The organism is uncultured Pseudomonas sp. (genome assembly GCF_943846705.1).
In the GTDB taxonomy this organism is placed as follows: Bacteria; Pseudomonadota; Gammaproteobacteria; order Pseudomonadales; family Pseudomonadaceae; genus Aquipseudomonas.
This window is the reverse complement of record NZ_OX044366.1, coordinates 1,733,924-1,746,095: the sequence shown is the minus strand read 5'-3', so window position 1 is coordinate 1,746,095 and position 12,172 is coordinate 1,733,924. Positions and strand designations below refer to the sequence as shown.

Sequence of the window (12,172 nt, the reverse complement as noted above, 5' to 3'; positions counted from 1 at the left end):
CGCCGAGGCTTCATCAGCAACGCTTAGCCGGCATTTTCCTCAATCAGCCAGTCCATGCGCCAACCGCCCTGGGTCTGGCCGAGCAATTTCGCCAACCAAGGCAGGATCTGCTTAAGCTCATCCTCGAGCCCCCATGGCGGGTTGCTGATCACCAGGCCCGAGCCATTCAGGCGCGTCGGCTCATCGGTTGAGTGCACATAAAGCTCCACGCGCAGCAGCTTCGGTGCCTTGCTCTTTTCCACGCCACTGTAAAAACGCCGCAGCTGGCGTAGGTCCTTGATCGGGTACCAGATCGCCACCACGGCCTGGCGCATACGCCCGATGGCTTCGCTCAACGACTGGGCGCAGCGCTCCATTTCGTCGGCCTGCTCGAACGGAGGGTCGATCAGCAGCAGTGCGCGTTTCTCACGGGTCGGCAGCAAGGCACGCGGCACATACCAGCCCTCGCCCAAATGCACGGCCACGCGGCGGTCACCGTGCATATTCTCCTTGAGCAAACGACCGTCTTCCGGGTGCTTTTCATTGAGGTGCAGGCGGTCCTGCTCACGGGTCAGCAGGCGCGCCAACTCGGGCGAACCGGGGTAGTGGCGCAGCTCGCCATCGGGGTTCATCGCGCGGATCACTTCCAGATAATCCAGCAGAGGGTCCGGCACATCGCTGGCCTGCCATAGCCGGGCGATACCCTCCAGCCACTCGCCCGTGCGACTGGCTTGATCACCGTGCAGGTCATACAGGCCAATACCGGCATGACTGTCGAGGTAGGCAAAAGGCGCCTCCTTGCGTGACAGCAGCGCAATCAGACGGCTCAAGACATAGTGTTTCAGTACGTCGGCATGGTTGCCGGCATGGAAGGCGTGGCGGTAGTTCATTGGGCGGGACTCCTCTGGCCGCACAGTTTAACCGCTTAACGCGGCATACAGATGCTCGGTTGCACTCAGCGGCACCCAGATAAGCAGTACCCGCAGCGCGCGGCAGAGCGCCTTATCACCCAACCGTGGCTCAGCGCAGAAAGTCCACGCGCAGAGCTGCGTTCAACCACCACCAGACCGACACGCAAAGGCGCTGCACTGGCAGTCTTGCGCCGACAACCGGTAAGGTGGCGCCACACGCTAAAAGAGTGCTCCCATGCCAGCTGTTGCTCCGCGTCAAATCTTCCTCGCCCTGTTTGCGGGCAGTGCAGCCCTGGTGGTGGTGCATGCCTTGGGGCGCTTCGCCTTCACCCCGCTGCTGCCGCACTTTCTCGCCGATCAGCTGTTTAGCCTGGAACAGGGTGCGCACCTGGCCAGCTCAAACTACCTCGGCTATCTGCTCGGTGCGCTGCTGGCACTGGCGCTATACACACCTTCGCGCTTGCGCCTGGCGCTGCCGCTGGCACTGCTGCTGAATGCCCTGCTGACCCTGGCACAGGGGCTCACCGGCGATTACCTGACACTGATGGGGCTGCGCTTGGCCAATGGCATCAGCAACGGCGTGGTCTTTGTACTGGCCCCGGCACTGGTACTGGAATGGCTCGCCATGCGCCAGCGCGCCAGTCTCAGCGGCCTGGTCTACCTTGGTTTCGCCGCAGGGCTGTTGCTCGCCGGTTGGCTGGCTGACGCCCCGGCCAACTGGCTGCACGGCCCCGAACGCTGGTGGCCGATGGCAGCCATTGCCCTGCCGCTGGCCCTGCTCAGCGCCTGGTTGCTTAGTCACCTGCAGCTGCAGCAACGGCATAGTGCGCCGGTCGCCAACCGCAGCCGCTTGTTTGACCGGGCCAGCACCCCGCTGTTTCTCGCCTATGCCGGCGCAGGGCTGGGTTACATCCTGCCGATGACATTTCTGCCGACCCTGGCGCAGGAGCAGTTACCGCCTGGCCACAGCCTGATTAGCGGAGCCTGGCGCTGGACGGCCCTGGCCTGCCTGATTTCGGTCCCGCTATGGAATACGCTGGGTGCACGCTTCGGCGACCGCCATGCCTTGCTGGCGACCTATCTGCTGCAAGCGGTGGGCTGCGCCGCGCCCTGGCTATTCCCCAGCGCCAGCGGCGTCCTGCTGTGCGCCGTACTCGTCGGCGGTAGCTTTATCGGCAGCGTGCTGCTGACGCAACGCCTGGCGCGTACCCTACAACCCCATCAAGGCCCCCGCCTGTCGGCCGCCCTGATCGCCTTATACGGCGGCGCACAACTGGCCGGCCCCTGGCTCGCCGGGGTGTGGCTGAGCTTCGGTGGCAACCTCACGCAAAGCTTCGCCCTAGGGGTTGCCGCCATGCTCTGGGCACTCGCCTGGACCTGCTACACCCCCACCGCCAACCCGGCCTCTGGAGCGCCGCACCCATGACTCTGCAATCGCTACTCGGCTGCACCTTACCGTTGATCCAGGCCCCGATGGCCGGCTCGCACAACCACACACTGACTGCCGCCGTGTGCAATGCCGGCGGCCTTGGCTCGCTCGCCTGTGCGCTGTTCGATGCCAGTGCGTTACGCCGCGAACTGCAAGCCCTTACTCGCAAAACCACGCAGCCGTTCAACCTGAATTTCTTCTGCCACACCCTGCCACTTGTCGACGCCACCCGTGACGCGGCCTGGCGGGAGGCGCTACGCCCTTACTACGCCGAGCTGGGCATCGATCCAGCCAGCATCAGCGATGGGCCCGGCCGCCAACCGTTTAGCGCCGAATTGGCCGACCTGCTCGATGAGTTCCGCCCGGCGGTGGTTAGCTTTCACTTCGGCCTGCCCTCGGCCGAGCTATTGGCGCGGGTCAAGGCCTGCGGGGCCAAGGTGCTGAGTAGCGCGACCACGGTCGAGGAAGCGCTGTGGCTGCAAGCCAACGGGGTCGACGCGATCATCGCCCAGGGCCTGGAAGCCGGCGGCCATCGCGGCATGTTTCTCAGCGCAGACCTGAACAGCCAACTCGGCACCTTCGCCCTGCTGCCACAGGTCGTGCAGGCCGTGCAGGTACCGGTGATTGCCGCCGGTGGCATTGCCGATGCCCAAGCTGTGCGCGCCGCCATGGCCCTAGGCGCGGCCGGGGTGCAGGTCGGTACGGCGTATTTGTGCTGCGTGGAAGCCAGCACCAGCGCCATCCACCGCGCCGCCCTGCTCAGCCCGGCGGCGCAGCACACCGCGCTGACCAACCTGTTCAGCGGCCGTCCGGCGCGCGGCATCGTCAACCGGCTGATGCGCGAGCTGGGTCCGATCAGCTCACTGGCACCGACCTTCCCCCTGGCGGGCGCCGCTATTGCACCGCTGCGCAGTCAGGCGGAGCAACACGGCAGTGGCGATTTCTCGCCGCTCTGGGCCGGACAAAACACCAGTGGCTGCCAGGCCATCGGCGCCGCCGAGCTGACGGCGCAACTGGCTCAGGGCTTTGTCACCGGCTAATCCACACGCGGCTTACAACGCCTCAGGCTAGGCGCGGCACCCGGCCCTACGGCTCGCTATCACGCTCATTGATAATGCTGGGAGCCATGCCCACGGCTGCTTAGACTCGGCACATTGCAACCGGAGGTATAAGCATGTCCGAGTCCCTGCTCAGTTCCCGTAACCTGGCCTTCGAGCTGTACGAAGTGCTGGACGCCGAAGGCCTGACCCAGCGCGAGCGCTTCGCCGAGCACAGCCGCGAAACCTTTGACGCGGCCATCGACACCGCCCGCAGCATCGCGGAAAACCTGTTCGCCCCGCATAACCGCAAGAATGACGAACACGAGCCTGAGTACGTCGACGGCGCAGCGGTGCTGATCCCCGAGGTCAAACCAGCGGTCGATGCCTTCCTCGAAGCCGGCTTCCTCAATGCCACCCGCGAGTTCGACGTCGGCGGCATGCAGCTGCCTAATCTGCTGTCGCAGGCCTGTTTCGCGCACTTCCAGTCAGCCAACGCCGCCACGACCTCCTACCCGTTCCTGACCATGGGCGCGGCCAACCTGATCGAAGCCTTCGGCAGCGCGGAACAAAAACAGCGCTTCCTCGAGCCGATGATCGACGGTCGCTTCTTCGGCACCATGGCCCTGACCGAGCCGCACGCCGGCTCATCGCTGTCCGACATCCGCACCCGTGCTGAGCCGGCAGATGACGGCAGCTACCGCCTCAAAGGCAACAAGATCTTTATCTCCGGCGGCGACCATCCGCTGTCGGAAAACATCGTGCACATGGTGCTGGCCAAGCTGCCGGACGCCCCCGCTGGCGTGAAAGGCATCAGCCTGTTTATCGTGCCGAAGTTCCTGGTCAACGATGATTGCAGCCTGGGCAAGCGTAACGACGTGGTGCTGGCCGGGCTGTTCCACAAGATGGGCTGGCGCGGCACCACCTCTACCGCGCTTAACTTCGGCGATAACGGCGACTGCGTCGGCTATCTGGTGGGCAAGCCGCACCATGGCCTGGCGTACATGTTCCAGATGATGAACGAAGCGCGGATTGGCGTCGGCATGGGCGCGGTGATGCTTGGCTACGCCGGCTACCTGTACTCACTGGATTACGCCCGTCAGCGCCCGCAAGGTCGTCTGCCCGACGGCAAAGACCCCAGCTCCAGCCAAGTGGCGATCATCGAGCACGCCGACGTACGGCGCATGCTGCTGACCCAAAAAGCTTACGTGGAAGGGGCCTTCGACCTCGGCCTGTACGCCGCGCGACTGTTCGACGACACCCAGACCCTGGCCAGCGAAGAGGAACGCCGCACCGCCCTGGAGCTGCTCGACCTGCTGACCCCAATCGTCAAATCCTGGCCTTCAGAGTTCTGCCTCAAGGCCAACGAACTGGCCATCCAGATTCTTGGTGGCCACGGCTACACCCGCGACTACCCGGTGGAGCAGTACTACCGCGACAACCGCTTGAACCCGATCCACGAAGGCACTCACGGCATCCAGTCGCTCGACCTGCTGGGGCGCAAGGTCTCGATGAATGGCGGTGCGGCGCTCAAGCAACTGCTCAAGTTGATCCACGGCACCTGCCAGCGCGCCGCAGCCCATGACTCGCTGGCAGCTCTGCGCCAACCACTGGAGCAACTGCTCGCGCGCCTGCAGGCAGTCACCCTGGCGCTGCTCGGCGACCTGATGAGCGGCAAGGTCAACCAAGGCCTGGCCAACTCGGCGCTGTACCTGAAGGTATTCGGCCACACCGTGATCGGCTGGCGTTGGCTAGAGCAGGCGATTCGTGCGCAAGAAGGCCTGGTCAGCGGCAACGTAGCCGATGCCGACTTCTACCAGGGCAAGCTGCAAGCCGCGCGCTACTTCCTGACCTGGGAAGTGCCGAGCTGCCACCATGACCTGGCCATCCTCGAAGCCCGCGACGACACCTGCCTGGGCATGCAGGACGCCTGGTTCTGAGCACAACCCTAGGCTCAGCGGCGCGCTGGCCCTGATGTGTTAAAAGCTGCAGCAGACCCTGCACCTGACACCGGCGCCCCGCTTAATGCGGGGCGTTTTTTTTCAGCGTCAACGCTGGCCAACGGTTAGAATCGCTGGCACGCGCCATGCATAGGTGGCACGTCCACCAACCCGCTCGGAGTACCCGCCTTGGATGCAAGCGCCATCAATAATCTGTTCTTGATCGGTGCAATGCTGGTAGCCATGAGCATTCTGGTGAGCGCTTTCGGCGCACGCTTCGGCATCCCCATTCTGGTGATCTTTCTCTGCGTCGGCATGCTCGCGGGCACCGACGGCCCGGGCGGTATCGTCTTCAACAATTACCCACTGGCCTACCTGGTCGGCAACCTGGCCCTGGCGATCATTTTGCTCGACGGCGGCATGCGCACCCGCGTATCGAGTTTTCGCGTGGCCTTGTGGCCCTCGTTATCCCTGGCCACGCTGGGCGTACTGCTCACCGCCGGGCTTACCGGCATAGCCGCCGCCTGGCTGTTTGACCTGACCTGGATGGAAGGTTTGCTGATCGGCGCCATCGTCGGTTCCACCGATGCCGCGGCGGTGTTCAGCCTGCTCGGCGGGCGCGGCCTTAACGAACGGGTCAGCGCCACCCTGGAAATCGAGTCCGGCAGTAACGATCCAATGGCGGTGTTTCTCACCGTCACCTTGATCGCCATGCTCGCCAGCGGCCAGGACGGCATAAGCTGGAACCTGCTGTTGCAACTGCTGCAACAGTTCGGCATCGGCGCTCTGTTCGGCCTTGGGGGCGGCTGGCTGCTGCTCAACCTGGTCAATCGCATGGCGCTGGCCAACGGCCTGTACCCGCTGCTGGTGGTCAGCGGCGGCCTGATCATTTTCGCCATCACCACGGCGGTCGGTGGCAGCGGCATTCTGTCGATCTACCTGTGCGGCCTGCTACTGGGCAACCGCCCAATCCGCTCGCGCCACGGCATCCTGCACATGCTCGACGGCCTGACCTGGCTCGCGCAGATCGGCATGTTCTTGGTCCTTGGCCTGCTGGTCACCCCGCACGAACTGCTGCCGATTGCCCTGCCCGCGCTCGGCCTGGCGCTGTGGATGATCCTCTTTGCCCGGCCACTGTCTGTGTATCTCGGCCTGCTGCCCTTTCGCGCCTTTCATGACCGCGAGCGGGCGTTTATCGCCTGGGTGGGACTGCGTGGCGCAGTGCCGATTATTCTCGCGGTGTTCCCGCTGATGGCGGGGCTGCCGAATGCCCAGCTGTTCTTCAACGTGGCGTTCTTTATCGTGCTGGTTTCGCTGCTGCTGCAAGGCACCAGCCTGCCCTGGGCGGCGAAACTGCTGCGGGTGACGGTGCCGCCAGAACCTGCACCAGTGTCACGCGCCGGCCTCGAGGTGCACCCGACCAGCCAGTGGGAACTGTTTATCTACTGCCTCGGCGCGGAAAAGTGGTGCATCGGCGCGCCCCTACGTGAGCTGAAAATGCCCGAAGGCACGCGTATCGCTGCACTGTTCCGGGGCACGGAGCTGCTGCACCCCTCCGGCAGCACCACCCTGGAGGCCGGCGATTTGCTCTGCGTGGTGGGCCATGAGAGCGACCTCGCCGCCCTCGGCAAGCTCTTCAGCCAAGCCCCGACCCGCGGCCAAGACCTGCGCTTCTTCGGTGATTTCGTCCTCGAGGGCGATGCCGAGCTGGCCGCCGTGGCGGCGCTGTATGGCTTGAAGCTGCAAGGCGCCGAAGGCCAGTTGCACCTAGGGCGTTTCATCGCGCACAAGATTGGCGGCGAGCCGGTGATCGGCGACCAGGTGGAGTGGCAGGGCCTGACTTGGACAGTGGCAGCAATGGAAGGGAACAAGATCCGCAAAGTCGGCGTCAGATTCCCCGAAGGTACTCGCCCTGGGCCTGGCCTCTTCCTCTAAACTCAGCGTCTTTTCGAGCCAACGATCACCATTATGTCTTCTCTGCGCACATACCTCGCCATTGCCCTACTCGGGCTTTGCCTGAGTTCAACCCTGCTCCAGGCCGCCGATACGCCGAGCAGCGCCAGCATACAAAGCAGCCTGGACAACCTGGCCGAGCGCAAGCTGCCGGAAGCCGAGCAACTGGCGATCAAGCAGACGCTGGAGAAAGCCCTGGCCCTGCTGGGCGAAAAAGCCGACAGCGAGCAACGCCTGGCGGCCCTGGAAAAGCAGCTGGAGCAAGCGCCGCGCATGATCCACGAGGCGCAGCGTGATTACGAACGGCTGAAAAACAGCCCGCCCACCCAGGTCAGCCTGCGCTATGGCAAAAGCGATCTGCCGCAGCTCGAACAGCTGTTGGCCGAACGCAACGCGCAATTGAGCGAATGGCAAAAGCAGATCATCGAAGCCAACAGCCTGGTGATCACCGCGCAAACCCGCCCGGAACGCGCCCAGGCCGAAATCAGCAGCAACCAGACCCGCAGCCAGGAAATCAACAGCATCCTGAAAAGCGGCCGTGACGCCAGCAAACCGCTGAGCAACGAACGCAGTGTCCAGTTAAAGGCCGAGCTGGCCAAACTCGACGCGCAAACGCAAATGCGCCGCCAGGAACTGGCCGGCAACAGCCTGCTGCAAGAGCTCGGCAACAGCCGCCGGACCCTGCTGGAGGAGCGCATCAAACGTATCGAGCAGGAACTGCTCGACCTGCAAAACCTGATCAACGAAAAACGCCGCAACCTGTCCGAGCAGACCGTGGCCGAGCAATCGCGTGAAGCCGAGAAAGCCGGTAGCGGCACCCTCCTGTCCCGCGAAAGCGCGCTCAACCTGAAGCTGTCCGACTACCTGCTGCGCTCCACCGACCGGCTCAATGAGTTGACCCGCCTCAACCTGCAGACCAAGCAGCAACTCGACAGCCTGAACCAGAGTGACCAAGCTCTGGCTGAGCAAATCAGCGTGCTGCAAGGCAGCCTGCTGCTCTCGCGCATTCTCTACAAGCAGCAACAGGCGCTGCCAACGCTGCAGATCGACAGCAGCCTGCCTGATCAAATCGCCGATTTGCGCCTGTATCAGTTCGAACTCAACCAGCAGCGCGAAGCCATCAACAACCCCAGCGCCTATGTCGACCAGTTACTCAGCGCTGCCCCAGGCAATGCTATCGACAACCTGGCCCTGCGTAACAACCTGCTGGAGATCATCAATACCCGCCGCGAACTGATCGACCGCCTCAATCGCGAGCTGAATACCCTGCTCAATGAGTCGATCACCCTGCAGCTCAATCAGAAACAACTGAAAACCACCGCCGAAACGCTGCGCAACACCCTCGACGAACAGATGTTCTGGATCCCCAGTAACAAACCGCTGGATCTGGAGTGGTTCAAGTCCGTACCACAGCTGCTCAAGCGGCAGATCGCCGAGTCACCCTGGGGGGCCAACCTGCGTCAGTTAGGTGCCGGTCTGACTGAGCGGCCGCTGCTGTTCCTGCCGCTGCTGCTGCTGATCGCCGTGTTGCTGTGGCGGCGCGGCTTCCTCTACCGCAAGCTGGGGGAGCTGCACCAAGACATCGGTCACTTCAAGCGTGACAGCCAGTTGCATACGCCGATGGCAATCATGCTCAACATGCTCCTGGCACTGCCCGGCACCCTGTTTCTGGCCTTGTGCGGCTTTGCCTTGCAGATGGATGCCCGCGGACAAAACGTCAACCTAGGTGATGCACTGTTCCAGATGGCCCAGGCCTGGCTGGTGTTCTACACCCTGTATCGCATCCTCGCCGATGCTGGCGTGGCCGAGTTGCACTTCCACTGGGGTCGTCCGCAAGTGGCCTTCCTGCATAAGCAGGTACGGCGTCTGGGCTTAGTGGTGATGGCGTTGGTGGCCGTGGTAACAGTGGCTAAACACCAACCGGCAAGCCTCGGCGATGACGTCATCGGCCTGACCGTGGTGCTTAGCTGCTACGCGCTGATGGTCTGGTTGCTGCACAAACTCCTGCTCAGTGGCCCGGCGCGCGAACACGCCTCCGTATTGCGCATGCTCATCGGCATCGCCCTCAGCTTACTGCCACTGGCACTGATCATCGCGGTCGGCCTCGGCTACTACTACACCGCGCTGAAACTCAGTGAACGCCTGATCGACACGCTCTATCTGCTGGTGATTTGGCTGGTCATTGAAGCCACCTTCATCCGTGGTCTCTCGGTGGCCGCGCGCCGCTTGGCCTACCAACGCGCCATGAGTAAACGCCAGGCGCAGATCAAGGACAGCGGCGAAGGCTCGGAAACCGTGGTCGAAGAGCCGACACTGGATATCGAACAGGTCAACCAACAGTCGCTACGGCTCATTCGCCTGGCCTTACTCGGCGCGTTTATCTTCAGCCTGTACTGGGTCTGGGCAGATCTGATCTCAGTCTTTGCCTACCTGGATAACATCGCCCTGTATGAATACAGCAGCGGCAGCGGCGACGCCGCCACCTTAGTGCCCATTAGCCTCAGCGACGTGTTGGGCGCGCTGATCATCGTCGGCATCACCGTGGCTCTGGGGCGCAACCTGCCAGGTTTGCTCGAAGTGCTGGTGCTGTCGCGCTTGAGCCTGGCCCAGGGCAGCGCCTACGCCACCACCACCTTGCTGTCCTATCTGATTGTGGCAATCGGCTTTGTCACCACCCTGTCGACCCTCGGGGTCAGTTGGGACAAGTTGCAATGGCTGGTGGCAGCGCTGTCGGTGGGCCTGGGCTTTGGCTTGCAGGAAATTTTCGCTAACTTTATTTCCGGCTTGATCATCCTCTTCGAGCGTCCGGTGCGGATTGGTGACGTGGTGACCATCGGCAATCTGTCCGGCACGGTGAGCAAGATCCGCATTCGCGCCACCACCATCACCGATTTCGACCGCAAAGAAATCATCGTGCCGAACAAGACCTTCGTCACCGATCAACTGATCAACTGGTCGCTCAACGACACCATCACCCGGGTTATCATCAAAATCGGTGTGGCCTACGAGACCGACCTGCCGCTGGCGCGCAAACTGATGATGCAGGCCGCCGAGGAAAACCCACGGGTGCTGCGTGATCCCGCCCCGCTGCTGTTCTTCCTGACCATCAGCGCCAGCACCTTTGACTACGAGTTGCGTTTTCATGTGCGCGAGCTGGGTGACCGCAACGCGGCCACTGACGAAATCCTCACACGCATCGCCTTGAGCTTCCGCGAGCACAACGTGGAGATGGCCTTCAATCAGGTCGACGTGATGGTCAAAAACCTGCAAGGCCAGGAGTTCAACCTGAGCACTGGGCAACTGATCACCGCCGCTGCCGCCGCCACCAAGCAAGAGCCACCGCCGCCGGCCTCGACCGTAGACCCGCTGTAACCCAGCGCCGCGGCCCGCCATGGCGGGCCTGAACCCTCACCACTGCCGGGCCGTTCTGCCCGGCTGGAGCCTGACCGTGAAGTCGCTCATCGAGCTGCAGTTCGACAATCGTTTCGCCCGCCTCGGCGATGCGTTTTCCAGCCATGTGCTGCCAGAGCCGATTGCCGAGCCGCGTGTGGTAGTGACCAGCCCGGCGGCCATGGCGCTGCTCGACCTCGACCCAAGCGAGGCCGAGAGCGCGGTGTTTGCGCAGATATTCACCGGACACAAGCTGTGGAGCACCGCCGAGCCGCGTGCCATGGTCTATTCCGGGCATCAGTTTGGCGGCTACAACCCGCGCCTGGGCGATGGTCGCGGTTTGCTGCTCGGTGAAGTAATCAACGAAGCCGGCGAGTATTGGGACCTGCACCTCAAAGGCGCCGGGCAAACCCCTTACTCACGCATGGGCGATGGCCGTGCGGTGCTGCGCTCCTCAATCCGCGAGTTTCTCGCCAGCGAGCACTTGCATGCCCTGGGCATTCCGACCTCAAGAGCGCTGTGCGTAACCGGCTCCAGCACGCCGGTGTGGCGCGAGCAGCAGGAAAGCGCGGCCATGGTCCTGCGCCTGGCCCCCAGCCATGTGCGCTTCGGCCACTTTGAATACTTCTATTACACCCAGCAGCACGAACAGCTGAAGCAACTGGCCGAGCACGTGTTGCACTGCCACTACGCCGACTGCCTGCAGCACGAGCAGCCGTACCTGGCGATGTTCCGCGAAATACTCGAGCGCAACGCCGCGATGATCGCCTACTGGCAGGCCTATGGTTTCTGCCACGGGGTGATGAACACCGACAACATGTCGATCCTCGGCATCACCTTCGACTACGGCCCCTATGCCTTCCTCGATGACTTCGATGCCCAGCACATCTGCAACCACTCGGACGACACGGGGCGCTATAGCTTCAGCAACCAGGTGCCCATCACCCAATGGAACCTCGCCGCCCTCGGTCAGGCGCTGGTGCCGCTGGTTGAGGTCGACGCCCTGCGCGAAGCCCTTGGCCTGTTCCTGCCGCTATATCAAGCGCACTACCTCGACCTGATGCGTAAACGCCTGGGCCTAGTCAGTGCCGATGAGGGCGATGAAGCCCTGGTGCAGCGCCTGCTGCAACTGATGCAAAGCAGCGCGGTGGATTACACCCGGTTCTTCCGTGAACTGGGCGACAGTCCGGCAGCCCAGGCCGTGGCGCGCCTGCGCGAGGACTTTACCGACCTGGCCGGCTTCGATGCCTGGGCCGCCGACTACCTGGCGCGCAGCGCTCAGGATGACGACGAACAAGCCCAGCGGTGTGCGCGCATGCACGCGGTTAACCCCAAATACATTCTGCGTAACTACCTGGCGCAAGAAGCAATCACGGCCGCCGAACAGGGTGACTATGCCCCGGTGCGTGAGCTGCATCAGGTGCTGTCACAGCCCTTCGCCGAGCAGCCAGGCTTCGAACGCTATGCCCAGCGCCCGCCGGAGTGGGGCAAGCACCTGGAAATCAGCTGTTCTTCCTGAACAACGCCGTAGGG

Annotated in this window: 7 protein-coding genes; 6 read left to right on the top strand and 1 reads right to left on the bottom strand. The window is 63.2% G+C overall.

The window, feature by feature from the left end; genetic code table 11:
• Nucleotides 1-23 precede the first annotated feature (23 nt).
• Nucleotides 24-869 (bottom strand): 23S rRNA (adenine(2030)-N(6))-methyltransferase RlmJ, encoded by an 846-nt coding sequence (gene rlmJ / locus Q0V31_RS08210; RefSeq protein ID WP_298186684.1) that lies wholly within the window; start codon nt 867-869, stop codon nt 24-26.
• 256 nt (nt 870-1,125) lie between these two features.
• Between rlmJ and Q0V31_RS08205 the strand changes: the two genes are divergently transcribed.
• From Q0V31_RS08205 to selO, 6 genes are all read left to right on the top strand, one after another.
• Nucleotides 1,126-2,316, top strand: a complete 1,191-nt coding sequence (locus Q0V31_RS08205) for a YbfB/YjiJ family MFS transporter (protein WP_298186682.1) — start codon at nt 1,126-1,128, stop codon at nt 2,314-2,316.
• Nucleotides 2,313-3,359, top strand: coding sequence for a nitronate monooxygenase (locus Q0V31_RS08200; RefSeq protein ID WP_298186679.1), 1,047 nt, complete (start codon nt 2,313-2,315; stop codon nt 3,357-3,359). The genes Q0V31_RS08205 and Q0V31_RS08200 overlap by 4 nt, the downstream gene beginning before the upstream one ends.
• A gap of 134 nt (nt 3,360-3,493) precedes the next feature.
• Nucleotides 3,494-5,296, top strand: a complete 1,803-nt coding sequence (locus Q0V31_RS08195; protein ID WP_298186677.1) for an acyl-CoA dehydrogenase — start codon at nt 3,494-3,496, stop codon at nt 5,294-5,296.
• 189 nt (nt 5,297-5,485) lie between these two features.
• Entirely contained in the window at nt 5,486-7,231 is a 1,746-nt protein-coding gene (locus Q0V31_RS08190) for a potassium/proton antiporter (protein WP_298186674.1), read from the top strand.
• Nucleotides 7,232-7,264: 33 nt separating this feature from the next.
• On the top strand, nt 7,265-10,621 hold the full coding sequence (gene mscK, locus Q0V31_RS08185) for a mechanosensitive channel MscK (RefSeq protein ID WP_298186672.1): 3,357 nt from the start codon (nt 7,265-7,267) through the stop codon (nt 10,619-10,621).
• Nucleotides 10,622-10,697: 76 nt separating this feature from the next.
• Nucleotides 10,698-12,158: a protein adenylyltransferase SelO gene (gene selO / locus Q0V31_RS08180; RefSeq protein WP_298186670.1), complete on the top strand. Its 1,461-nt coding sequence runs from the start codon at nt 10,698-10,700 to the stop codon at nt 12,156-12,158.
• The last annotated feature ends 14 nt before the right edge of the window (nt 12,159-12,172 follow it).

What these genes read in the sequence shown, in the direction of transcription:
- Q0V31_RS08200 (WP_298186679.1), top strand. Translation starts at nt 2,313, where the DNA reads ATGACTCTGCAATCGCTACTCGGCTGCACCTTACCGTTGATCCAGGCC.
- mscK (WP_298186672.1), top strand. Translation starts at nt 7,265, where the DNA reads ATGTCTTCTCTGCGCACATACCTCGCCATTGCCCTACTCGGGCTTTGC.
- Q0V31_RS08195 (WP_298186677.1), top strand. Translation starts at nt 3,494, where the DNA reads ATGTCCGAGTCCCTGCTCAGTTCCCGTAACCTGGCCTTCGAGCTGTAC.
- Q0V31_RS08205 (WP_298186682.1), top strand. Translation starts at nt 1,126, where the DNA reads ATGCCAGCTGTTGCTCCGCGTCAAATCTTCCTCGCCCTGTTTGCGGGC.
- rlmJ (WP_298186684.1), bottom strand. Translation starts at nt 869, where the DNA reads ATGAACTACCGCCACGCCTTCCATGCCGGCAACCATGCCGACGTACTG.